At 43.8% G+C, this 23589-nt stretch carries 22 protein-coding genes and 1 pseudogene; 12 read left to right on the top strand and 11 right to left on the bottom strand.

From position 1 onward, the window contains the following. Positions 1–41: 41 nt before the first annotated feature. From EYM_RS07050 to EYM_RS07040, 3 genes are all read right to left on the bottom strand, one after another. On the bottom strand, positions 42–902 hold the full coding sequence (locus tag EYM_RS07050; RefSeq protein WP_075050418.1) for a CBS domain-containing protein: 861 nt from the start codon (positions 900–902) through the stop codon (positions 42–44). A gap of 106 nt (positions 903–1008) precedes the next feature. Continuing rightward, on the bottom strand, positions 1009–1665 hold the full coding sequence (locus EYM_RS07045) for an ATP-binding cassette domain-containing protein (protein WP_075050417.1): 657 nt from the start codon (positions 1663–1665) through the stop codon (positions 1009–1011). Continuing rightward, positions 1655–1984, bottom strand: a complete 330-nt coding sequence (locus EYM_RS07040) for a DUF5658 family protein (protein WP_075050416.1) — start codon at positions 1982–1984, stop codon at positions 1655–1657. The genes EYM_RS07045 and EYM_RS07040 overlap by 11 nt, the downstream gene beginning before the upstream one ends. A 63-nt stretch (positions 1985–2047) precedes the next feature. Here EYM_RS07040 and xerA point away from each other — a divergent pair, with 63 nt between their 5' ends. From xerA to hemC, 4 genes are read left to right on the top strand one after another with little or no spacing between them, the layout of a single operon-like run. Continuing rightward, positions 2048–3223, top strand: a complete 1176-nt coding sequence (gene xerA / locus EYM_RS07035) for a site-specific tyrosine recombinase/integron integrase (protein ID WP_083495115.1) — start codon at positions 2048–2050, stop codon at positions 3221–3223. Beyond that, positions 3220–3354 (top strand): hypothetical protein, encoded by a 135-nt coding sequence (locus EYM_RS07955; protein WP_257720659.1) that lies wholly within the window; start codon positions 3220–3222, stop codon positions 3352–3354. The genes xerA and EYM_RS07955 overlap by 4 nt, the downstream gene beginning before the upstream one ends. 58 nt (positions 3355–3412) lie before the next feature. Beyond that, entirely contained in the window at positions 3413–4684 is a 1272-nt protein-coding gene (hemL, locus tag EYM_RS07030) for a glutamate-1-semialdehyde 2,1-aminomutase (protein WP_075050414.1), read from the top strand. Further along, positions 4681–5577 (top strand): hydroxymethylbilane synthase, encoded by an 897-nt coding sequence (gene hemC / locus EYM_RS07025; protein ID WP_075050413.1) that lies wholly within the window; start codon positions 4681–4683, stop codon positions 5575–5577. Before hemL ends, hemC begins: the two co-directional genes overlap by 4 nt. 51 nt (positions 5578–5628) lie before the next feature. Here the strand turns inward: hemC and EYM_RS07020 are convergent, their stop codons facing one another. Continuing rightward, positions 5629–6252, bottom strand: coding sequence for a hypothetical protein (locus EYM_RS07020; RefSeq protein ID WP_075050412.1), 624 nt, complete (start codon positions 6250–6252; stop codon positions 5629–5631). A gap of 112 nt (positions 6253–6364) precedes the next feature. On the opposite strand from EYM_RS07020, the gene EYM_RS07015 reads away from it, so the two are divergent. Together EYM_RS07015 and EYM_RS07010 are read left to right on the top strand one after the other, a co-directional pair. Next, complete coding sequence (locus EYM_RS07015; protein WP_075050411.1) at positions 6365–7006, top strand: TIGR00296 family protein; 642 nt, start codon at positions 6365–6367, stop codon at positions 7004–7006. 39 nt (positions 7007–7045) lie between these two features. Continuing rightward, complete coding sequence (locus tag EYM_RS07010; RefSeq protein ID WP_075050410.1) at positions 7046–7273, top strand: hypothetical protein; 228 nt, start codon at positions 7046–7048, stop codon at positions 7271–7273. Position 7274: 1 nt separating this feature from the next. Here the strand turns inward: EYM_RS07010 and EYM_RS07005 are convergent, their stop codons facing one another. Continuing rightward, complete coding sequence (locus EYM_RS07005; RefSeq protein WP_075050408.1) at positions 7275–8564, bottom strand: MBL fold metallo-hydrolase; 1290 nt, start codon at positions 8562–8564, stop codon at positions 7275–7277. Between the two features lie 162 nt (positions 8565–8726). Between EYM_RS07005 and EYM_RS07000 the strand changes: the two genes are divergently transcribed. Continuing rightward, positions 8727–9068, top strand: coding sequence for a nascent polypeptide-associated complex protein (locus EYM_RS07000; RefSeq protein WP_217221081.1), 342 nt, complete (start codon positions 8727–8729; stop codon positions 9066–9068). On the opposite strand, the gene EYM_RS06995 is transcribed toward EYM_RS07000, so the two are convergent. Together EYM_RS06995 and EYM_RS06990 are read right to left on the bottom strand one after the other, a co-directional pair. Beyond that, positions 9065–9754, bottom strand: a complete 690-nt coding sequence (locus EYM_RS06995; RefSeq protein WP_217221080.1) for a helix-turn-helix domain-containing protein — start codon at positions 9752–9754, stop codon at positions 9065–9067. The two genes, EYM_RS07000 and EYM_RS06995, sit on opposite strands and share 4 nt — an antisense overlap. Before the next feature lie 72 nt (positions 9755–9826). Next, positions 9827–12724 carry a DEAD/DEAH box helicase gene (locus EYM_RS06990; protein WP_083495114.1) on the bottom strand — a complete coding sequence of 966 codons (2898 nt, stop codon included), beginning with the start codon at positions 12722–12724 and terminating at the stop codon, positions 9827–9829. 117 nt (positions 12725–12841) lie between these two features. Here EYM_RS06990 and EYM_RS06985 point away from each other — a divergent pair, with 117 nt between their 5' ends. Then, positions 12842–13888: a zinc metalloprotease HtpX gene (locus EYM_RS06985; protein WP_083495113.1), complete on the top strand. Its 1047-nt coding sequence runs from the start codon at positions 12842–12844 to the stop codon at positions 13886–13888. A 976-nt stretch (positions 13889–14864) separates the two neighbouring features. Next, the gene (locus tag EYM_RS06980; RefSeq protein ID WP_075050402.1) at positions 14865–16118 is read left to right on the top strand and encodes a 2,3-bisphosphoglycerate-independent phosphoglycerate mutase; all 1254 of its coding nucleotides are present in this window, start codon (positions 14865–14867) and stop codon (positions 16116–16118) included. 79 nt (positions 16119–16197) lie between these two features. On the opposite strand, the gene glnA is transcribed toward EYM_RS06980, so the two are convergent. From glnA to cobA, 4 genes and pseudogenes are all read right to left on the bottom strand, one after another. Continuing rightward, a complete protein-coding gene (gene glnA, locus EYM_RS06975) occupies positions 16198–17688 on the bottom strand; it encodes a type I glutamate--ammonia ligase (RefSeq protein ID WP_217221079.1) in 1491 nt (496 codons plus the stop codon). A 139-nt stretch (positions 17689–17827) separates the two neighbouring features. Then, on the bottom strand, positions 17828–18829 hold the full coding sequence (locus EYM_RS06970; RefSeq protein ID WP_075050399.1) for an amidohydrolase family protein: 1002 nt from the start codon (positions 18827–18829) through the stop codon (positions 17828–17830). 308 nt (positions 18830–19137) lie between these two features. Further along, a complete protein-coding gene (locus tag EYM_RS06965; RefSeq protein WP_075050398.1) occupies positions 19138–19860 on the bottom strand; it encodes a uroporphyrinogen-III synthase in 723 nt (240 codons plus the stop codon). Beyond that, positions 19815–20546: pseudogene (gene cobA / locus EYM_RS06960) on the bottom strand (uroporphyrinogen-III C-methyltransferase); the annotation flags it as partial. The pseudogene cobA and the gene EYM_RS06965, both read right to left, overlap by 46 nt. Before the next feature lie 75 nt (positions 20547–20621). Between cobA and EYM_RS06955 the strand changes: the two are divergent. The 3 genes from EYM_RS06955 to trpA all read left to right on the top strand — a co-directional run bounded on the left by EYM_RS06955 (position 20622) and on the right by trpA (position 23555). Next, entirely contained in the window at positions 20622–21656 is a 1035-nt protein-coding gene (locus tag EYM_RS06955) for an NOG1 family protein (protein WP_075050397.1), read from the top strand. A 64-nt stretch (positions 21657–21720) separates the two neighbouring features. Next, positions 21721–22767 carry a hypothetical protein gene (locus EYM_RS06950; protein ID WP_075050395.1) on the top strand — a complete coding sequence of 349 codons (1047 nt, stop codon included), beginning with the start codon at positions 21721–21723 and terminating at the stop codon, positions 22765–22767. A gap of 47 nt (positions 22768–22814) precedes the next feature. Beyond that, positions 22815–23555 (top strand): tryptophan synthase subunit alpha, encoded by a 741-nt coding sequence (gene trpA, locus EYM_RS06945; RefSeq protein ID WP_075050393.1) that lies wholly within the window; start codon positions 22815–22817, stop codon positions 23553–23555. Positions 23556–23589 lie beyond the last annotated feature (34 nt).

Here is a 23589-nt window from a genome sequence, read left to right as displayed (position 1 = left end):
ATAGTACAAAATGTACCGTGAGAGTGAGACTGAAACTTTCTTCACTTCTTAGTACTAACCGATAGTGCTTTAGCAACATCTTCTATGAAAACAGCTCTGCCATCGGATACTGGAAGTACTGGTACCCTCATGCTTACCATTTTGTCTGCAGCAATAGTGATTGGATCTTCAGGTTCTAATACGGGAACTCCCCGTAGCATTATGGTCTTTACTTTAGTAGAAGGTCTGGCTTCATCTTCTCTGTGGAAGAACCACCTGTTTGTTTTAACGAATTCCTTATAAGTTATTATTCCAACTGGTTTACCTTCATCGTTCAGAACAACTAGACCGGGTATGAACTTATTTATCAGTTTATGCCACGCCTTGTTCACCTTCTCGTTTTGATTTATAGTATAACCTTCCCTGGCAATATCTTTAACTTTCAATTCGCTACTAGCACCGTTTCGTCTGAGCGTTCTTACTATGTCAAAATAATCTATAACGCCTACGAGGTTACCATTCTCGTCTACTACCGGAGCACCTCTTGCTCGCTTGTCTTCGAGTTCTTCTAGAATTTTGTTAAGATCGTCCTCAGGGTTAAAGATAGGATATTCTCTGAGGAAATCGAGCACAGTGAAAGGGCTCCTGTGACTAGTAGGAACTATTAAATCGAATTGATTTAGGAATCCAATAACCTTTCTCGAGAACTTCGATTTGAACACGGGAATTACTTCTTCCTCTGTCCTTCTCACTAAAGGTTTTAAGTTCACCAATAGTTCGTGGACATTATAGACACTTACTGAGGGCGCCCTCGCTATATCTAAAGCCTTTATCTTAGATCCAATGGTTTCCTCTATTGGAACTTTTAGTTCTATCTTCGGGACAGTTAGTTTTTCAAGCTTTATTCTAACCTTCTGTGGCATATCAGTTCTCCCGTAAATCCAGTATTGAGTGTGGTTAAATAGAAAGCATGTCGCAAGGATCTTCTGAAAGGCGCTCTCAGAACCGTGCTCTTCAAAGAAGATAGTTTTACGATTGGTTCTTCTTGGTTTCAAAGTTAGGTGGGCAAATGACTTTGCATCCCCTAACTTCTTTAAAAGCTATCCCCAAGGTTTCGAGTGGCGTAGTCTCTCTTATAACCCCATTAAATATACCGTAGAATTTGTCACAGAAGCTAAAGGCAAGAGGATTGTGAACGGCAACAATTGATGTATCGGCTTCCCTCTTTATTAGTGCCATGACCAAGTCCAAGTTTTTTGGATCAAGAAACTTTTCCGGCTCATCTGCTAAATATAGATGGCAGCCCCTTGCCAAGGTTACGGCAATCATTACCCTTTCCTTCTCACCTGCACTTAAGGTTCCGAAAGGCTTCTCCAATAAACTTTTCAAATTGAGAATTGAAACGTATGCCTCGAACCTAGCCAAGTAAGTCGTTCTAGAGGAACATCTGTTTCTCATGGCTATATAAAGGGCCATTTTTTTCGGTGTCACGTAGGGAGGCACGGCCAATTCTTGAGGTAAGTAGGATACATCGGTTCTTATGTTTCGGAGTATAGATTTTAATAGCGTCGTTTTGCCGCTACCCGATGGCCCTATTAGGCAATTCATTCCACTTTCGATTTTTAACACTTGGGGTCGAAGTATTACTTTGTTGCCGTACCTTATTCCCTCTACCTTAATTTCCATTTCCAGCGATCACCCATGTGTTGATTGAGTTATTTGCTACCACAAGTGCCTTCATCAAGAGCAATATAAAGAATACTTCCATAGGGATCTGTTCATAGTATATTATAAAGACTACTGTAAACAGTAACCATGAAAAAATCTGCAATAATAAGACTGTATTGAATCCATAGTTTTCTATTACTATATTCATAATAGGATTAGCTTCGTGACCTTTTTGAGATTCTAGAACGGCCCTAGTTGTATAATAGTCTGAAATGGCTAGTAAGAAATATATTAATGATAACAGTAGGGCTCTGTTTAAGTTAACAACTGATATCATTTTGGAATACCCCAGTAGTATGGAACCGCCTCATCGAAAACATTTAGAGGTCTAATAATTGCGATGGGGAGATTGAAGTATCCACCAATGAAACCAAATTTGGAATGGAGAATTAGTGAAGCCATGCAAGTATTTCTCGATTTTATGGAGGCTTCCGGAGCTAATCCGAAGACCATAAAGAGCTACCGGGTCGCGATAATGGATTTCGCTAGATATCTTGGAGACAAACCGCTTAAGGAGATAGGCTATACCGATTACTTAAACTGGATAAAGTACCGAATGAGGACAGGATTTTCGAAAAAATATAAGAACGACAAAAAAGCGCTCCAAACCACACTCCATTACTACAGCCTTTTTGTGCGGAACTTCCTTAAGTGGATAGGTCTAGATGGATTACCCGTAGTTCCTAAGCCGAGACGTGATGTAGTTGATGCCTTAACCCCTGAGGAAGTTAATGCACTCATATCGGTGGCAGTAGATCCTATAGATAGATTGATAGTATCCCTACTCCTAGAGACAGGTCTAAGAGCTTCGGAAGCTCTTAATATCGAAATTAGAGACATCGATTTCAGGAGAAGAGCTATAAGGGTGAGAGGTAAGTATGGAAAAGAAAGAATAGTCTTATTCGGACCTCTTACTGAAGAGGCATTGCGTCAAGCGTGGCCGCTTATTTCTAAAACAAGGAAACTAATACCGCTTAGTTATCAAGGGCTTTATAAGAGACTAAAGAAGTTGGCACGAAAGGCCGGGCTCTCTCCTGAAAGAGTACATCCTCACGTTCTTCGACACACCTTTGCAACCGAGGCGTTAAGGAGGGGAATGAGTCTACCAGCCCTTCAAAAGTTACTTGGTCACAGCGATATAAAAACAACTCAAATTTACTTACACCTACTTCTCGATGACGTTAGTGAGCAGTATCACAGAGCTTTCTCACGTACCCAGTATGGCGGCTACGGCGTAGTAGGCGTAGTAGGCGACGCCAAGGGCCATCAGCAATGGTATAACGAAGTCTTGCAAGAGCCTCTTAGTGATAGCATAGGTTACGACGTATACCACGAGGAACACGAATATAGTTACGGGATCCAAGCTAATCATGACGATTCACCCCAATTTATATCATTTGAAGAACATACATCGCAGCAGCTATTGCAACCACCGAGGACACAAGCGAGACAATGGGATCGGAGAGTATATCCATCGTCGATTTCACAATCCATGAGACGGGAGAGAAATAGATGAGCCAGAGCGTCAGCAAGAATGCCAATACTGCGGCTGCTATAGGCATGTCCACTGATAGCATAGTATTGATCCCCTTACCTACACCAATCCCGGTGTTAATATATCAATCGCATTTCTGGAGAAACAAGTAGAGACTTCACTCAAAGTAGATATATCGTACCTCCGCACGATTCATAGGGACGTTTAGGTATGAATTCTAAGGAGTTATTCGAAAAAGCAAAGGAACTATTTCCAGGTGGCGTTAATAGCCCCATAAGGGCAGCTGTAAAGCCGTATCCCTTCTATGTTAAGAAGGCTGAAGGAGCTATCCTCACTACTGTAGATGGAGACGAATTGATTGACTACGTACTAGCGTACGGGCCTTTAATCCTAGGTCACCAACACCCACGCGTTAAGGAAGCAGTAGAGGAACAATTGGAGCTTGGATGGTTATACGGCACTCCTTACGAAGCTGAGATAAAGCTTGCCGAAAAAATAATTTCTCATTTCCCTTCAATAGACATGGTAAGGTTCGTCAATTCGGGAACTGAAGCAACAGTTACTGCGATACGTCTCGCACGCGGGTACACCAAGAGGAAGAAAATAATCAAGTTCGATGGATGCTATCACGGCTCTAACGACAGTCTCCTAGTAAAGGCCGGAAGTGCGGTTTCGCATTACGGTGTTCCCGGCTCAGCCGGTATACCCGAGGAGCTAAGTAGACTCACTCTAGTCGTTCCGTTTAACGACGTAGAAACAACAGAAAAGGTAGCTAAAGAGAATCAAGACGATCTAGCAGCTATTATAGTGGAGCCAGTAATGGGTAATGCAGGTGTAATTCTCCCAAAAGATAATTTCCTAAAGGAGTTGAGGAGAATAGCAGATGACGTCGGCGCTTTACTTATTTTCGATGAAGTAATTACCGGCTATAGGCTAGGTCTTGGAGGGGCCCAAGCTAGATATAACGTCATACCTGACATTACGACCCTCGGAAAGATAATAGGTGGAGGATTCCCCGTTGGTGCTGTTGGAGGTAAGAAAGAGATAATGGAATACTTGGCGCCTTCTGGCCCGGTGTTTAATGCTGGTACTTTCAATGCCCATCCCGTAACAATGATTGCGGGATTAGCAACGATTTCCGAACTAGAGCGCGATTACGTTTACGAAACCGCTAACTCAGCGGCGCACGCTGTGGTAAAGGCTATAGAACAAGAACTCGTAAGTAAGTTTGGAGGCGTTGTTAATCATATAGCTAGCATGTTCCAGTGGTTCCCTAAGGTTGAGAAAGTTGAAAACTATAGTGACGCTCAAAAAGCTGATAGAGCGTTAATTGAAAGATTGCATACGGAACTCCTTAAGAGGGGCGTCTTCATTGCACCAAGCATGTTCGAAGCTTGGTTCACTTCGGCAGCGCATGCTAGTGATATAGTTGAGAGAACGATCGATGTGATATCGGAAGTAGCTAAGGTGCTTCAAGCTTGAGAGTACGCATTGCCGCTCGAGGAAGTAAGCTTAGCTTAAAACAAGTCGAAACGTTCCAAGAATATTTAACGAAACATTACGATGGAATCGAGTTCGAAGTGATTAAAGTAAAAACTACGGGAGACAAGTTTCAGTTGCCTTTTGAAGAACTAGCTAAGAAAGGTCACGTTGGGCTCTTCGAAAAGGAAGTGAATAAGGCCGTAATAGATGGAAAGGCTGACGTGGCGGTTCATTCGCTAAAGGACTTAAGTACTAAATTGAGTGACGAATTAGTAATAGCTTTATACTTACCTCGCGACCCTCCCTATGACGTCTTAATTAGTAGAAATGGTGAGAGACTGGAAGAACTTCCAAGTGGAGCGGTCGTAGGAACTTCCTCTGCAAGGAGGAAAGCCCTAATAAAGAACTTACGCCCCGATCTAGAAGTACGCGACCTTAGAGGTAACGTAGATACCCGGCTAAGAAAGTTAAGAGAAGGGGAATACGACGCCATAATTCTCGCTGAGGCAGGTTTACGCAGGTTAGGAATTGACGTCGAATACCAGCGTTTGGATTGGAAAACGTTCACTCCATCTCCTGCTCAAGGGATAGTAGTGGCCGTTACACGCAAGGACTCAGAACTATACGAGATGTTAAGGAAGGTGAGCGACAATCGCTCCGAGCTAATGGCTAGAACTGAAAGAAACGTTCTACTTTCCTTTGGTGGTGGATGTCATATTCCCCTGGGAGCAATATCTTTTGTTAATGATAATGGGATAATGCTAAAGGCGGTTGCCTTCGATTTGAAGATAAAGACCCGTTTGGATGTAGAATTAATCGGAAGCGGACCTGAAATAGGTCTCCGAGCCGGAGAGTTCCTAAAGAGAGGTATTATCGAATTAAGTGGGTCATAAAGGCCAATCATCATCACGCGAGCTCAGCCTGACGTGCATTTCTCATCCCCATTACGTGGGTCTTGAACCTACATATGCAACTATGGGTAACGCTTTCCATGGTTCGCTCAGCGGGGTCACGAACGCTTCGTTTTCTCCTATTATTTCTAAAGCAGGAAAGCCATTGCAACTAGCGATTACGTCACCATGTTCCGGCTGATTAGTTTTACACTTAGTAAAACAAACGTCACCGTTTTCCATTCCTATTACCGTTGGGTGCCACGGTTTAACTAGGCGTAACTCGCCTTCACAGTCAGTCTCGTTGAAGCTTTTCAATGTTCCTAAGCCTGTTCTATTATTTATGGAAAATCCTGCCTTTTTCGCGTCTTCTACCAACCAGTTAGGCACTTCCCTTAGAACCCAATTTAATTCTCGTAGATTAGCCCAGGCGTATTCCATTACTATACAAGCTCCAAGATCCAATAATTCATCTACTACCTCGTCGTCTTCAGTATTCACTATTAAGCTCCCTTGGCGAAAGCTTACGAATAACTTTTCACCGTAACAAACGACCTTTGCAATAAACGGTTCATCCAATATGAAGGCACTCCTATTAGCGACTACGCGGTAGAATCTATGTTTAAGTTCCTCGAACAAACTTCCATCTAATACTAGTGATCCCGGAGCGATTTTCATTCAAGTCTACCCTCGGAAAGGCCTTTGTTAAGTTGAAGTAAAGTATTGTAAGCGTTCTACAAGTCGTAAGCTTACTAAGCTCGAAACGACTTCTACGCTTCGGAGCAGTAGTATGGTAATATCTCTAGATTCACTTACTTTAGAAGATGGTAAATATCTGGTCAAGTTAGCTAGGAGAGCTATTGAGGAGTACCTAAGGACCGGAAGGAGAATAATGCCCGAAGACGTACCTCCTAGATTACTGGAAGAAGGCGCGGCATTCGTAACTTTACTTACTTATCCCCATAGAGAGTTAAGAGGATGTATAGGTTACGTAGAACCCATAAAGCCGCTAGCTGAGACTGTAGTAGACGTAGCAATAGCGGCGGCTACTAGCGACCCAAGATTCTACCCAGTATCGCTGGATGAGATGGACCATTTAGTCGTTGAGGTAAGCGTCTTGGGAGATCACGAAACGTACAGTGCTCGTGAAGCCTTAAAGAAAATAAAGATAGGTGAAACGGGAATAATAATAAGAAGAGGACCGTTCAGCGGCGTACTCTTACCAGAGGTACCAGTGGAATATTGTTGGGACGAAGAGACGTTCATCGCCGAGACTTGCATTAAGGCCGGTTTACCACCAGATTGTTGGCTCGATGAAGGAACGCAAGCAACGCTCTTCAGAGGAAGGACGTGGACCGAGCTGAGTCCTCGGGGAGAGGTCGTAGAGAGAGACCTTAAGAGAGAATATATAGAAAGGTGTCTCAATCGTTAAATAAGTCGTTATAGACTCCAGATGAGGGTGGAGTAAAGGATGCCAGTACTTCTTCAATCCATAGAAGAATTAAATGAAAGAGTTTTATCGAAACCTAACAAGAATATAGTCGAATGTAAGGTAACGAAAGGTGCCGAAAAAAGCAAAGTTAAGGTGAAGACAGCCCGTAAGATGTACGTAATAATTGTACCTACCAACGAATTAGATAAAGTACTGAACGAAATAAAGGAAAAAAGCGGTTGTGAGGCAATAACTATTTTCGAGTAAGTCATATATCAATTTTGATGGTTTCGTTAGGGTTCGGTATAATTACATCTAGGTCATATGATTCCTTTATTCTTTCGGCGAAGTATTGAGCCGTACTCTCTTCTGAGTGTACGATTATTACCTTCTTTAAGTTCTTTATAGATCCAACAATTTTCAGTAACTCATCGAGACCAGCATGGCTAGATAAGTCGAACCATTCTAAGCGTGGTTTGAACTCCCCGGAGTCGGGTTCCAATCTACCTTCTTCTAGTAATCTCCGTCCGGGAGTCCCCGGAGCTTGGAATGAAACTAGGAATGTGGCGGCTCTGGCTTCGTTCTGAAGATGACGGGCATAATAAAGAGAAGGTCCGCCTCTTAACATCCCAGCAGACGCTATTATAACAGACGGCCTTTTCCATATCTGCTTCCTATCCTTCCATCCTCTTACTACATACGCTTCCTCGAACGCTTTCTCCAGAAGATCTGGGTTCCTTAGAGAGTTTTTGTTTTGCGACTGTATAAGGAGTTCTGTGACACCTCTTACCATTCCATCTAGATATATTGGAATATCAATACCCCTCTCATGTAATATGCACAGTACTTCTTGGCTTCTACCTACGCTGAAGGCTGGTATCAATATTGTACCTCCTTGGGCAGCAACTTCCTCTACGTCACCAACGAGGAGGGCCTCTACGTCTTCTCTTCTCGGGTGTATGCTCTTCCCGTACGTTCCTTCGATAATGAGAACGTCTGCTTCTAGACCGTTCAAGTCAGCGCCACTGAGCAGCTTCGTTGGGTGAACCTTTACATCGCCAGTATAGAGGACCTTTGCTCCATCTGGCATTTCCACTTTTATCATTGCGCTTCCGGGAATGTGACCGGCATCGTAGAAAGTTACGGTTGCACCACTTGCCTCCGGAATTTGAAACTCCTTTCTATATTTCACTAGTCTTACCGAGGACATCATCTCTTTTACTTCGGTGTGCCCGTAAGGGACGTAATATCCTGAGAGCTTCAAGAAATCGTTTATAAGTATTCCGGTTAGATCCCTCGTAGTTCTAGTCATGTAAATCGGTATTCTTATACTGCTGTAGAGGAGCGGTAAAGCGCCGCTGTGATCTAAATGAGCGTGGCTGAGTAAAATAGCGTTCAAATCCTTAGGCGATACGTGGCCCGGAAGGACCGGACGATCTTCCTCGTCGAAGCTTACTCCGTAATCCATAAGCAACGTTGCTTTGCTATCCTTTACCACGTAAGCGGCTCTACCGACTTCCCTTGCGCCACCCAAAAACGTTATCTCTACTGAACTCATTTACCCCACCTTCACCTCATTCTAACATGATTCTTCTTACCGTCGTATAGTGAAAGGTTAGGTAGTAAAATAATTAGGTCAAACGTGTTCAGATATTAAATCGCCAAGTGCTGGGGTAGGACGGGTAAGACTTTGTTACCGTTCGGATTAGGAGGAAAATCTTTGGAAAAGATGCTGAAGAAAGCCGGTATAAAGATGTATGAAATAGCGGACGCCAAGAGGGTTATAATAGAAACTGAAGAGGAGCGAATAGTAATAGAACAGCCAAAGGTAATAGAAATAGAGGTTCCGGGTTCTGCCAAGGCCTATCAGGTAATTGCTCAAGACGTTAGAGTTGAGAAAATAGAAAGGGAAGGAGCGAGCGTCATTGAGATAAGCGACGAAGACGTGAAAATCGTTGCAGAGGAAACCGGTTGCAGTGAAGAAGTTGCCCGGAAAGCCTTGGAGGAAACGAAAGGCGACATAGCAGAAGCTATACTGAAGCTTCAAGAATCAGGTTGTTAGGCATCCAATCTCCTTAAAGATTCTATGAGCGTACTTACTGTAGGATGTAGGGACACAATTAGAGTAATGCCCTCCTTTTCAGCAATTCTAACTCCAAGTCTATCTAACCGAGTAGGTCTGTGAAGCACTACGAGGCTAGGCTTTAGTTGGGAAACCCTTATTGCAACCATTGGCGATCGCCCGCTCTCAACTCTGGTGAATACGACAACACGCCTATAACTCATGCCCATGAGTACCATGAAGTCTTTGCTATCCATCTCTTCAATTGTTCTTAAACTATCTATTACCATGTATCCGTATACGATTTCCTCCGGATCTATGTGAGAAGTCACTATGTGACCTTTGACCGATGTTACTATATCTGCAACTTTTACGGCCTTCTTGTAATCCCACAAATCAATCGTTCGAGTACTTATACCTAAGAACTTTTGGGCCAGTGAACTAACGACTACCCATCCCCTATTTCTGTCGATTTCAATAAGGGCGTTTACGTATCTTCTGATGAAGTTACTTCCCGGACTCCGCTTTCCTTTCTCGTAGTCGCTAATTACACTAGAAGTAACGCCCATAGCTCTCGATACTTCCGTTTGCGTTACCCCGAAGATCTCCCTCCACTTTTTCAGAGCATCCCCTGGCCTCTCAGAGAGAGCTATTTCACCAGCTATTCTCTTTGCGACTTCGTCCACAATGAACTTCGGTAACACAGCAATACCGGCCCTTGAAATCTCTGAGTCTGCGTGGATACTAAAGTTCAGTACTTAGTTTTTACTTTCGCTTTTAGCGGTTTCGTCAAGGTAGCCTTGCCACTTGAAGTAAAGTTCCTCTATTAAAGCTAATGCGTCTCTCGGAGTACTTAGTTCCATCCCCAATTTCTCTGCAACCTTGTTTAAATCTAACCACTTTACCCTAAGCCTATTCTTTAAGATGTTGTACATATTCAAAATACTGTTCTTAGTAGTACCCTCTAGGTATGCCTTGTAAAGCAATGGATAAGTTCTAACTAATCGTTCGAGCTTTCTAGGGGGCATGAAAGTCACTACAACTTTGCTCCGACGAAATATATCCGCTAATGGAGCTAAATCTTTGGGTTTTTCTACCTTTATAGATTTAAACTCACCGTTATCCGAAATATAGATGGTAGAGGTAGAGTCGTCGTAGATGAAAGCGGTAGCGCTTCCCTCCCTGCATGGCGTTTTTAGCATTTCGATCAGCATATCGCTCGGTTCTGCGTTAATTGATTCGAATACATTGAGTAATTTCTTTTTTAAGTCCGCGTAGTTCGTTGCTTTCTTTAAGCTAAGCTCTACTGACTCAGAGTCTATCATCAGTGCTAAAGTTTCCAAGAGCTTATCTATTCTAACTTCTTCTAGTGCTGTTTTCACTCTCTCCATGCCTAGCTTCTGCAGTATACCCGAGGCCTCACGTTCCCATACGATTAGCTCCTTGTATCCATATCTACTACTTATTGCATATGCAAACTCGGTCACGTCAATGTTATCCTTTACCCTTAATGCGGCAAGACCGAAGGCTACTGCAGCCGACACCTCGTAATCTTCCCATACAGGATCTAGTGTATATGAGAACCCATACGTGTAGTCCTCGTACTCACCGTGGGTTTCGGCAGCTAATGCAACTCTTTCCTTATTATATATTAATGTAATGTTGTTACCTAACTTCTTTACGTCAGCCTTCCTAGATTCGACGATCCAATAAGTTCTTAGTGGAACTTCAGTCAATCTACCGAAACCGTTCTTTGGAGGGTTGGCTAGTACCTCTACCTTTGAAGAAAGCTTACCGTACTTGTAGTCTTTCGTCACGTCCGGCTTGAACTCTCCCCATTTCTCCTTTATTTTGTAGTATTGCTGGACTGCCTCGAACAACCACTCGCTTTCCCTTATTGCCTCGCTTAAGGGTTTCTCAACAATACCTTCTCTAGTGTACCCTACAACTACCGCGTCATTCGAGTAGTCGAAGGAACCGGGTTGAAACCTTTCTATGAAATCTCTCCTACCGATTTCCGGAAGCCTCTCCTTCCTTCCTCCTTTGTATAGCACTCGAGGTATTCCGTAAGGTGGACCGTATTCATAAAACCCCAAATAATTCCATACCTTTCGTCCTTCCGCTGTTAAGATACCCCGATCATTGATTAGATTCAGTTCCTCGAGAAGCTCCTTCTCAGATTCTAAGAGAGGGTATCCGCTAATGCTTTTCCATAACCCAACGAAGAGCTCGTTCCATTTATTGGATGGGTTGTAATCAACTTTCTCTAAAGGCATACTTATCCACTTAGTTAGAACCGAAAGTCCTTGACGAAGCAGTTTCTTGTCCCATTGCTTATATGGGAATATAATGCTTTCAGTGAACTCAATGTTGCCTCTGCGGCCCTTCCTTCCCTCCCTTTGCCTGAACTCTCTCAATGTCTCCGGTAAGCCAATGTGAACAACCCTAACCACATTTCCTATATCTATTCCCTGAGCCAAGGTCTTGGGACTAACTATGACTTTTACCTCACCGAGTCTAGCCCTCCTCTCTATTTCTTCCCTCTTAGACTTCGGAATCATGTGGTGATGGGCCTCTATTTGGGAAGCCTCGTTTTCTGGAAGCCTCTCCCTTACTTCTCTGACTAACTTTTCAGCCATTCTTATGCTACTCACGAAAACTAACGTTAGAGTGTTCTTCTCGCAGTGAACGTATCTAGCTATAACCTCAGCGTAATCCATAGATGGTGAAGGGGGCCAAATTCCCTTTGATCTGAGGGCCTCTATTAAGCCGTAAACGTTCTCCTTGAACTTTTCTTTCTCGCTTATAAATTCCTTTAAGCTGGGTGCTTTGGATAAGATCTTCGATTTATTCTTTTGGACCCAGTCCCATAGCTTATCTAAGTCCTTTGAGTAAACTATGTAAGTTCTATTCTCTACCTTAAATGGCTTCCCTTCAACTACGACAGTTTCTCTTTCATTTATTTCCCTGAGCACCGAAGCCATTTCATTGGGACTCCCTAACGTTGCGGTCAGAAGGACTAACTGGGGAGGGTCTCCCAGTTTAATGTAATTGGAAATTAATTCGAGCATTGAGATTATTGCACTCACTCCGTGATAACCATAGAAATCAAGCTCATCGACTACAATTAGCTCGACTTCTTGTAAGAACCATTTCAAATAACCCCTACCTTCCGCAATCCTCTTCAAATCTTGGAACAAGAAGGCAGGATTGGTAGCAACTATTAACGCGTCATCGACTACTCGAGGGTTCCTAGAATCTACTAGGACTACTTTATCCTCGCTGCTGAGCTCAGAGAAGTATTCCCTCAGCCTTCTCAGTTGATCTGAAGAGAGCGCTAATGTAGGATAAATCACCAAGGTTTTCATTGAATGAGTTATGACGGGAAGCATCCATGCCTCAGTCTTTCCGGAACCCGTGCCTGAAACCAATATGACGTTTTTACCTTTGGTTATCGCTTCGTACACCTCTTCTTGATGCTTATATAATTTTAGACCCTTCAGTCTAGCTACACTCCCCTTCAAGAAGTCATCGAAACTCTTGTTTGAGAATTCGGGAACGCTCGCTCCTTCACGAACTAGCTCAAACGAATATCCTAGCTCCCTCAATATTTCAGCACTGTCGCATGGCTTAATTGTTTCCATTGATTCACTCATGTCCCTTTCAATCCTAGTCTGATACCTATTGAGCTTGAATTTATACCTTGAACGACCTTGAGTACTCCAAAGCTTTAATCGGTGAAGGGGAGGTTTGGAGTCTAGGGATAACGAACGTTGTTCTGGTTTGGCATAGGCTACCTATTAGAACCTATAATAATGGCTGTAGCATTAGGACTCTTTATTGCAATGGCACCATATATAACGCGGACGCCGCGAGGCGAAAAGGAGCTCAAGTTCTTTATGTTTCTAACAATTGTCGGCTACGCGTTGATATTGTTTGCAGCGTACGCCTTCCTAACGAGCTATCTAGGATACGTTCCATCGCTTTGGACCTTCGCTTTAATACTGACCGGCATCGGCGCGCTCCAATACTTCATTGCGCCGTTTCTTATCAATATAATGTATCGGGCAGAACCGGCTCCACCGGAAATACAAGAAATGGTAAATAGACTAGCACAAAGAAGCGGCTTAAAGCCACCAAAGGCAATGATAGCGAGAGTGCCCATACCAAACGCTTTCGCCTACGGCAACTTCCTTACTGGCAGATACGTCGCGTTAACGGAAGGAATAACTAGAACCATGGACGAAGAGGAACTAGAAGCCGTAATAGGCCACGAACTCGGTCACCATAAACATAACGACATCTGGCTCATATTAGCTCTCTCCTTAGCACCAATGTTCGTCTACTATCTCGGTAGAATAATGATGGAGTGGGGCTTCTGGGGCAGTGCCTCGGAAAGGGATAGGGAAAACTCCTCTCTTGCTTTCCTAGTTGCGGGTATAGCATTAGTAGCAATATCCTTTATCTTGAACTTCATTATATTGCAATTTAATAGGTTAAGGGAGTACTATGCAGATCTCCATGGAGCCAAGGTAAAGGGTAAGAAGCCTATGCAAAGAGCCCTAGCAAGGCTGCACGTAACCTTCGAGAACATTAAGAGCAATCCGGTCTACCAGAAGGAACTCGAGCAGTTTAATGAGTCACCGGCCAAGATGCTGTTCATATACGCATTCACACAGACCTTCGCCTCGCCTTACTATGATATGGATGAAATAATTGAGAGACTTAAGAGAGAAGAAACCAACCCCATTATGGAAGTGTTTATGTCACATCCACCCATTCCTAAGAGACTGAGGTTCCTCGATAACATTTCAGAGTAATTCAGCAATTGCTTCGTTTAATAAGTCAGTTTTTACATTCCTCGTCTTTCGTTGAATAAAAATTCTATTCTAAATAGATTTATATGTACTTAAGCGAATATTGATTCATGACCTCCCTCATTCACCATCCGATGGTGAATCCCCATCTCCACCTCTTGTCCAAATTCGCTTTTCCATTTACTAACAATTAATTCACTCATTTCCTCAACCTTAACCATTTGAATTCAGAATTAATGGTCTCCTTAAGCACCTTCAGTTTCTACCAGCCTTCCTAATAGTTAATTCCATTTCAATCCAATCGTTCAACATTGTATTTACAAAAACAAACAAGATTTACCACTCTAGAGCTCAGACCATCAGTACGTGGTCCTTTCAAGATCGATCTTTAAAATGAGAAGTTGCATTAAGGGGTTAATAAGCGATAATGAGAACTCTGATGATCATGGGGATTTCTACTCTAACCTACCTTATACAAGCATATGCATGCATATATTGGACAACTAATTGAGTTCAAGTTCTGAGAGGAAAGTATGGTTGAGGAAAGGAGAGCTAAGGGAAAGGGTTAAAAGATGGGGAATTAGTTGTTTAAATAGGAGGGTAACGGTAGAGATCCAAGAGGGAGTGGAAAGAGCCGCCCTGTCCCTCGCTTTTTGAAAAAGAGAACTTCGTAGAGATCCAAGAGGGAGTGGAAAGAGGAACTGGGTTACGAATTCGCCTAAACAATTTTCTTCTTCCTTGTAGAGATCCAAGAGGGAGTGGAAAGATTCCTTTTCAGGGTCTCTGGAATCGTTAGCTACCTCGCTTTGTAGAGATCCAATAGGGAATAGAAAGAATCTTAATGTTCACCAAATAGAAACAGCTACTTTACTACTTCAACTTAGTAGAGATCCTAATTAGGGTGCGGAGAAACCGTATAGATGAGCTTTCGCTTACGTTTTAATTCAAGTGGCGCCTACCAAGGGACCGGTGAGAAGAAATCAAGACTTACAAAATGGTCTTAATTGTTGGAGATGGAATGGGAGATAGGCTCGTACCTTCCCTTAACTACAAAACCCCTCTACAAGAAGCTTCAACTCCTAACTTGGATGAGATGGCGAGAAGGGGACAAACCGGCCTCATTAACGTAATAGCTCCTGGAATACCTCCCGGTAGCGATACCGCACACATTTCGCTATTTGGTCTCGATCCATTTTTGTGGTACGAAGGAAGAGGTCCTTTCGAAGCGATGGGAGTGGGAGCGAGTCTGACTAAAGGCGACGTTGCACTGAGGGGTAACTTTGCAACAGTTAAAGAAGAAGGTGGAAAGTTAATAGTAGTAGATAGGAGAGCTGGCAGGAAAGTAGACGAAGCTAGTGAGCTAGTAGAGGTGCTAAATGAGAAGTTAAATGAAGTAGACGGAGTAAAGGTCGAGTTCTATCACGCTACTGAACATAGGCTGGCGGTAGTCCTTAGAGGCGAAGGCTTAAGCGATAAGGTCAGTGATACGGACCCACACGAAGTAGGAAAGCCCGTGCTGGAATCGAGGCCCTTAGAAGATACCCCCGAAGCTAAGAAGACAGCGGAAGTCCTAACGAAAATAACGTTCAAGAGCTACGAAGTGTTAAAGGATCATCCAGCGAACAAGAGGAGAATTGAAAAGGGTCTACCGCCTGCGAACATAGTATTATTAAGAGGTGCCGGAATGCTTAGAAAGCCATTACCCACACTCCAAGAGAGAATAGGCGTTAAGGCGGCTGCCGTAGGAGCAACAGCACTCGTTCTTGGCGTGGCCAAGGCAGTCGGAATGGACCTTTATACCCCACCCGGAGCTACCGGGGGAGTAGATACAGACTACAAGAGCAAAGCAAGGAAAGCTGTCGAACTGTTGAAAGATTACGACATGGTCTTCGTTCACTTAAAAGGCACTGATGCTGCGTCACACGATGGCCTGGTAGAAGAGAAAGTAAGGATGATTGAAGCGCTCGATTACATTGCAGGTTACATTATGGACTACTACGATGGTGAGGCAGTGTTCGTCGTAACGCCCGATCACGCCACTCCAGTAACGGTAAAGGAACATACGGGAGACCCAGTCCCCTCGCTGCTCTACGCACCTACCGCAATACCGGACGATACGAAAGAGTATAACGAGATTTCAGTGGCTAAAGGCAAGTTGTCTGGAATACGCGGAATGGACTTGTTTAACTTGATGGTTAATTACGCAAATAGAGCAAAGAAGTTCGGTGCCTAATTTTACTATTTACATTTCTAATCATTTAAGGAATGAGAATTGAGCTACTACGTAGACGATCGCCCCAAAATAAAGGTTTTTAGATATCGAAATATTCGTAATACTCGACTGGGTGTGGATAGGCATTTAATCTCTTACAGTCCTCTCTCTTCAACTCTATCCACGTCTCATACATCTCTTTAGTGAATATTGGGAAGAGCCAATCGTGGTCTGACTCTAGTTCGTCGAGCGCTTCACATAGGCTACTAGGTAGTTGTAACTTTGTATCTAATTGCTTCTTAACTATCTCCTCAAGCTCAGCTTTCTTCTTCGGATCCATTGCGTAGATGTTCTCATCAACGGGATCTGGTGGCTCTATTTTCTTCCTTATTCCGTCGAGCCCAGCGGCAACCATCGCAGCGAATGCCAAGTAGGGGTTAGTACTTGGATCCGGAGACCTGTACTCAATTCTCGCGGCCTTCTCAATGCCTCTCATATAGTTGGGAACTCTGATTATTGCAGATCTGTTACTCTTACTCCATGCTATGTAAATGGGTGCCTCGTAACCTGGGACCAGTCTCTTATAGCTGGATGTAGTTGGATTCACTATGGCACTTAGTGCCCTGGCGTGCTTTAGTATACCACCAATGTAGTACCTAGCTAACTGGCTTAGTTCAGCGTACTCGTCGTTGGGGTCGTAGAACAAGTTTTTGTTAGATTTGATGTCCCACAAGCTTTGATGAGTGTGCATTCCGTTACCGTTATCGCCGTAGATTGGTTTAGGCATGAAAGTAGCTACCATGCCGTATTTGGCAGCAATGTTCTTTACGACGTACTTCAAGGTGACTACCTTGTCAGCGGCTCTCACAGCAGTATCGAATCTAAAGTCTATTTCTCCCTGACCGGCACCAGCCACCTCGTGATGATGGGCCTCAACTTGGAATCCGAAGTAATCCTCCAATACACTTGCGATTTCTTGCCTAATCCAGAATAATTTGTCGTAAGGGTTTGCAGGGAAGTAGCCTTGTTTAAATTTCATTATAGGTAATTGAGTATCCCATGGGGCTCCAGAGTAGTTTATTTCGACGCACATCTTATGCCAAGGCATGTTTATGTCTACCTTTAGTTTATCGAATAGAGTGAATTCAACTTCGGGTCCGAAGTAGGCCTTGTATCCTTGTTCAGCAAGGTAACTCTCGGCTCTCTCAGCTATGTATCTTGGATCCTTTTCGAACCTGGGTGCTTCTCCCTTCTTGTACCCTCCCCAGAAGATTTGGGCGATGAACCTGGCTGTTCTCCCGGCAGCGACTCCGGGCGGATTTTGCCAGTCATCTGGTATTATCGCAAAGGTTTCGGGGATAGGCCTAAGAAGCATGTCACTCTCGTTAATTACAGTGAAACCGGTAATAGATGAGCCGTCGAATCCACCTATGGCTACGTTAAAGGTCTCCTCTGGATCGTCCAATAACTCCCTGGCTGGAAAAGTAGTATGTTGTAATCTCCCCGGAACGTCTACGAAGTGGATATCTATCCACCTAACGTTCTCAGATTTGATTTTCTCAACTACCTTAAGCACTTCTTCAGTGCTCACCAAGTACTGTCCCCCGCGTAGTTAGAGATTTCCGAACAAGTATTCAATTATTTCCCATTTAATTGGAATAATTTGCAATAATACTATATAAACTGTATGAACAAATATTTAATTTACTTAAATTTGAAATAAACAATGTCTAACGCTCTCCAAAGAGGTTTCGGGCTCTCTTGACGTCCTTGACCCCTATACTAAGCATTTCGAACGAATCCGCTATCACTTCGCCTCTAACTATTAGCGTCTCAACTCTCGGGTTTGAGGTTAGAATTACTTCCTCGGGAAGCCCCTTTCCGGCAGTCCATCCGGGAGGCTGGGATACGTCGAAAATTACTATATCAGCTGAATAGCCCACCTTTATAGCGCCGCTGTCGTTTAGACCTAGAATTAATGCGGCGTTGGTGGTCACGTATCTCATAACCTCTACGGGATCCATTCCTATATAGTACAAGGTGCGGAGAACGTTTAACGGGTTTACAGTTCTGGACGACCTCTTGAACCCGTAACTAATTACTCCGTTCTTCTCCAGCTTCACGATACCCCTCTCCGACGCTATCCTCTCCTCCTCTACTAGCTTGATTCCACAGCACTTGGATATGAGGGGTAGAGAATACTTTTCGGCTATTTCAATAGCGTCTTTATTGTCCGTTTCCGTATATATGCCAGTATACACTCTATCTTGATAACCTTGCCACTTGTTCAGCATTATATCCAATTGTCTCTTCCAACCTTCAACGTCGGCATTAACGAAGATTACCGCTTTCGAGTACGAGTTAACTACCGCTCTCACGACGGGTTCTACTACCTCCTCCACTGTTCCGAAGGCCGTTACGCCCGCTAAACTCAAGTCGTGGATCGCCATTTGCGTTGCGTAATAGAGTTCCTCGAAATTCGACGCCTCCTTACCTCCGAATCGAGAAGGATAGGAGGAAGCCTTTATTAAGGGGAGAATTAAGCCTGGGTAAACGATCTTGTTTTTACCATTAATTAGGTAAGTGGCGAAGGAGTATTCTTCTGGGACTTCGCCTTCGCCTATTGCAACAATCCTTCCTTTATCTATATATAGGTATCCCTTTAGGTACTGTCCGGGTTCGGTTACTATAGTAGCGTCCGTTATCAAGATACTGTAACCTTCCTCTTCCACTAGAGCTCCACCGAAAGGAGGTTCGGGAACGTGTCTTAAAGACGTTTTGAGGGCAAATTAATATAGATCCATAGCATACCTCAATGCGGCTCCGGCCTCCCAACGCCGTTTGGGAAGCGGTGCGTGAGGGAGGCTCCCGTTGGGCGCCGCTACATTGACCCATTCTAAATTTTCAGAACGTGTAGCCGTTAATTCGAAAACATGGGGACACGTCTGATCTAGGCTCAATAGAAACCTTCACGTTTACCTTTCAAATGGAGTCGATAGCGGGCATCCTTTAGAGAAGTAATAGAAGTCTATTGAATATATTACTTATTACATAGTATCTCGATGAGCTTCCTCTTGACGCCTTCGAACGTAGCTTCCTCCGCCAGATGAAATCGAATCCCGAGCTCTTCCAAGGGCTTCGCAGCAAACGGTCCAATGACCACTATCTCCGTTTCCGAGAGCGCTTTGCTCGGGTCTACTCCCGCTTCTTCCAAGCTCTCGATCAAGGCCCTAGCTATTTCAGCGCTAGAGACTACAACAGCGTCTACCTCATTGAGTAGCTCTGCTACCTCCTTCCTCTTTAACCTGAGCGTTTCGTAAGCGATAACTTCCTTGAGCTTATTTCCTAAACGTTCCCTAAGTTCCTTCGATCCCTTGCTCGAACGTACGGCCACGATCGAGTTGTAATTTCTCAATAGCTCCACAAGTCCTTCCGAAGTGAATTCCTTCGGTACGATCGCTTCAAGTCCAACCTCCCTTAGAGCTTGGGCCGTCTTGGGTCCTATTGCTATTACATTTTTCCCTTTAATTAGATTGAACACTGAGGGAACCTTCTCCTTAACTACTTCCACTCCCGTAACTGAAGTGAAAACTACAGCCTCCGCTCTCTTAATTGATTCTTCGAGCTCTTCGGGTTTTAGCGTTGGAACTAATTGAAGTAAAGGTACGTTTATTACATCGAAGGGGTCTAACTCGGGAGCGCCTCTCGGCCTGAACGTTAGAACTTTGCCTCTACAACGTTTCGTACCAGTTTCTTCTCCCAAGCCCACTTCACCACTTCTCCAAATACTAATACCGAAGGGGGCGTTATGTCGTTCTTTTCAACTAGATCCGGTAAATAAGTTGAAAGTCCTAATACGACCCTTTGTTCCTTGGTACATCCCTTCATTATTGCTGCGCTTGGTATTTGACCAACGGAGACCTCGATATCCCTCACTATTTCCTTAAGGTTACCCACACCCATCAGAACGACCAAAGTATCCACTACTTTAAGTATTTCACCGTATTTAGGCTTCCTACTACCTTCCGCCGCTCTTCCGGTAACTACCGCGAAGGTATTAGCTAGGTTCCTTCTAGTAATGGGTATTCCGGCGCAAGCTGGAACGGCCGTAGCGGAAGTAGGAGCGGGAATTACTTCACATTCTATTCCATTACTCAATAAATAGTCGCATTCCTCATCGCCTCTTCCTAGAACGAACGGATCACCTCCTTTCAACCTAACAACTATTTTCCCTTCGATCGCTTTCTCCTTTAATAACTCATTTATCTCTTCTTGTGTCTTAGTGTGTTTTCCCGGCATTTTTCCTACATATATAAGTTCGGCATTGTATGCAAAGGAGAGTAAGCTTTCATCTATTAAGTTATCGTAGAGTACGACGTCAGCCGTCCTGAGAAGTCCCGGAACGCATGAGGGCGTTAGCCAAGCGCCTCCAGGACCGGCCCCTACTAAGAAGACCTTGCCTTTCCCTAAGGCGGTTCCCCTCCAGTTTTATCCCTACGTTAGTTCCCATTTAAGGGGTCCGAATTGAGGTACTTGAGGGATCCACCAGATTACTTTAGGCATTTGCACGTACCGACTTCAGACGAGATAGTTAATAAGGTACTAAAAAGGTACCCGAAGCTAAAACCCAAGAGTAAGAGACCGAAGGACCTAATAGAATTGGAAGTGCAAAGGGTGAGCTTGGTCTACCAAATAATCCTAGACAAGTTAAAGTTCCTAGACCAATTACCTAAACCTGAAGAGTTACATCCGTTCTACATTGAGTTAGCTTCGCTTAGCGTCCCCTATCAGAAGTATTGGGCAGTGGTTCACGGTTTGAAGAGACTCAGGAAGAAGTTGGAGGAAATGTGGGAAGACTATCGGGTTCTAGTTAAAACGGCGGTCAGCTTAGAGGAAGCAGCTAGAATTAGGAGAGAGGCTGTTGGAAGAGCGTTGAACGCTGTGAAGCGATCCAGAGGAGCGCTTGACGTGATATTGAAGTTCAAGTTAGCAATCTCTAGTCTCCCATCAATAGATTTCAATGAACCCAGAATAGTTGTAGCTGGGATGCCTTCAACGGGAAAATCGAGTTTCGTCAAGTTCGTTTCGTCAGCGGAAGTGGAAGTAGCCTCGTATCCCTTCACTACTAAGGAAGTTCACGTTGGTCACTTCTTTGATGGAAGGTATAAGTTTCAAGTGGTTGACACGCCCGGGATATTGGACAGAACGTGGGAGGAAATGAATGAAATAGAAAAAAGGGCCGCTATTGCAATAAGACACCTACCTAATTCCCTCCTCTTCCTTTTCGACGTTAGCGCGGAAGGACCCCCTATTGAGAAGCAAGCGCGCGTTTTGGATAACGTATTAAAAGTAGTTGGAAACGAAAGGGTGGTATTGGCAGCCAATAAGATCGACGTTGCTGATGCGGTTAAGCTTAGGGAAGTCAAGGAATTGGCTAGAACTATGGGCAAGAACTTATTCGAACTTTCGATACTTAATGGGATTGGCGTGCATGAGGTGTTAGCCGTTCTAAAGGAAAAAGCCCTTGAGGAGTTCGCTAGCCTCAAAGAGGCATCTTAGAGCGAAATAGAGCTCGAAAAGTAATTTAGTTGCATTAGTCTCATTCATAGAGTGGAGGAGAGGTTTGAAGAGAGCGCTTCTCATGTCGTTAATATTGATTACGACGCTCCTTGCATTTAATTTAAAGGAACTTTGGGTTACCGAGCTTTGCAACGAGTGGCCTAGCAAAATAGTGCTTTCTGAGAATGACGTAGTAGGGGTTGCTTGCGGTTCTTGCTTCTATATGTTGGACTCTGATGGAAATTTGATTATGAGGAAATGCGTCGCGGGGTACGTAGATGACATAAGCTACTCTAACGGAACTTTTGCTGTGTTGAGTGCGGGTAACGTCCTATTATATAATGAAGACGGTGTTCTCATCCAGAAGCTTAACTTAGGTTGGCAATTTAGTGGAGGAATATATCTACACAACAATACCATAATTGCATGTGGATCTAAGTGCGGAAAGTTTGATTTGGACGGGAACGCTGATTGGGAAACCAATATCGATGGTTACGTAATCTCAGTTTCGGCATCAAACGACTACGTCTATGCTATAAATATAGAGAAGGATCGTCTCGAAATATTATCGCTCAAAGACGGTAGTATTGTTTCGGAAATATCGTCGCACGACGACTTTTACGAAGTGGATAGTTGCAATAACCTAGTAGCAGTTATTGGTTCCAGTGGAATGTACGTGTATAAAGTAGGAGACAATGGAAGAGCTAGGAAGGTAGGGGAAATAGAGGGTTTCGTTAACGATGCAGCCTTCTCACCAAACTGTAAGTACATCGCCGTAGCGTCGCCTTCTTCGCTAGAGCTCTTCCTTCCTAATGGAGATATGGTCTACAGTAAGAGCTCCTTTACAATTTCGTCCATCAAATATATTTCTTCCATCACAAACGTAGACTGGAAGAACGATAAGATGGCTCTATCTTTGAGCTCGTATTCAGACGATCAAGAAAAATATTACGTAGGTCTCTACTCGCTCAAAGGTGTCGATGACAATAGCGGAAATGCTAATTCCCTTGGCAGCCTAAAGGATCTATTGAAGAAGCTACACATACCAATGGTCCCTCTCTTAGCTCCACCGCTCTTATCGATTCTTAGAAAGAGATCAACCAGAGCTTAATCGTTCAAGTTTTTTATTTCAATATCTCTTACCAAAAGGCGGTTCAAGTGCTCAAGGTAGATCCCTCGAAGAAGCCTTGGTTCGTAGCCTACCTAACTCTAGGTTATCCTACTTGGGAAGATTTCATGAAAGCTTTGAAATACCTAAAGGACAAGGCCGATTTAATTGAGATAGGCATTCCGCCTAAGTTCGCAAAGTACGACGGACCAACAATAAGGAAGAGCTACGAGGTTGCTAGGGCTAATGGAATTTCCGTTGAAAACTTCGACTTAAGCGAAGTCTGCGAAGTAATTGAGCCCGAAAGACTAATTGCAATGACGTACTTCGAAGACGTCTCTGTTGATCTAAAAGGGTTTTTAAAGAAACTTTGCGCGGGAGGAGTGCTCTTTGCAGATGCAGTAATAGATTACGTCGACAAAGTCAAGGAGATAACAAGTGAAGCAAGAAAGTTTGGAAAGGATACAGTTTATTTCGTTTCGCCCACCACTCCTGACCACGTCATACGGGAGGTAGCTGAGCTAAGCGAACCAATCTTGTATTTAGGTGTGAGACCGGCAACGGGAATTCCTTTGCCAGTAGGTATACCGAATTTAATAAATAGAATTAAGAGTATCACTTCAAAACCAATAGTAGTGGGTTTCGGTTTGAAAAAGGAGGAGGTGAGAGAGGCCATTGAGAGCGGGGCGAGCGGGATAGTAGTTGGAAGCGCCTTAGTTAAGGCCCTTTCGAGAGGTCTTGAGGAGTTCGAAGAGGTGGTAAAGGAATACCTAACTCTTCTAGGTCGTTAACCAAAGAGTAAACAGTATTCAAGTAATAAACTTT

Source organism: Ignicoccus islandicus DSM 13165, assembly GCF_001481685.1.
In the GTDB taxonomy this organism is placed as follows: Archaea; Thermoproteota; Thermoprotei_A; order Sulfolobales; family Ignicoccaceae; genus Ignicoccus; species Ignicoccus islandicus.
The sequence above is the reverse complement of the archived record's forward strand: the minus strand, read 5'-3'. Positions and strand labels throughout refer to the sequence as shown.

What these genes read in the sequence shown, in the direction of transcription:
- EYM_RS07050 (WP_075050418.1), bottom strand. Translation starts at nt 902, where the DNA reads ATGCCACAGAAGGTTAGAATAAAGCTTGAAAAACTAACTGTCCCGAAG.
- EYM_RS07045 (WP_075050417.1), bottom strand. Translation starts at nt 1,665, where the DNA reads ATGGAAATTAAGGTAGAGGGAATAAGGTACGGCAACAAAGTAATACTT.
- EYM_RS07040 (WP_075050416.1), bottom strand. Translation starts at nt 1,984, where the DNA reads ATGATATCAGTTGTTAACTTAAACAGAGCCCTACTGTTATCATTAATA.
- xerA (WP_083495115.1), top strand. Translation starts at nt 2,048, where the DNA reads ATGGGGAGATTGAAGTATCCACCAATGAAACCAAATTTGGAATGGAGA.
- EYM_RS07955 (WP_257720659.1), top strand. Translation starts at nt 3,220, where the DNA reads ATGAGCCAGAGCGTCAGCAAGAATGCCAATACTGCGGCTGCTATAGGC.
- hemL (WP_075050414.1), top strand. Translation starts at nt 3,413, where the DNA reads ATGAATTCTAAGGAGTTATTCGAAAAAGCAAAGGAACTATTTCCAGGT.
- EYM_RS07020 (WP_075050412.1), bottom strand. Translation starts at nt 6,252, where the DNA reads ATGAAAATCGCTCCGGGATCACTAGTATTAGATGGAAGTTTGTTCGAG.
- EYM_RS07015 (WP_075050411.1), top strand. Translation starts at nt 6,365, where the DNA reads ATGGTAATATCTCTAGATTCACTTACTTTAGAAGATGGTAAATATCTG.
- EYM_RS07010 (WP_075050410.1), top strand. Translation starts at nt 7,046, where the DNA reads ATGCCAGTACTTCTTCAATCCATAGAAGAATTAAATGAAAGAGTTTTA.
- EYM_RS07005 (WP_075050408.1), bottom strand. Translation starts at nt 8,564, where the DNA reads ATGAGTTCAGTAGAGATAACGTTTTTGGGTGGCGCAAGGGAAGTCGGT.
- EYM_RS06990 (WP_083495114.1), bottom strand. Translation starts at nt 12,724, where the DNA reads ATGAGTGAATCAATGGAAACAATTAAGCCATGCGACAGTGCTGAAATA.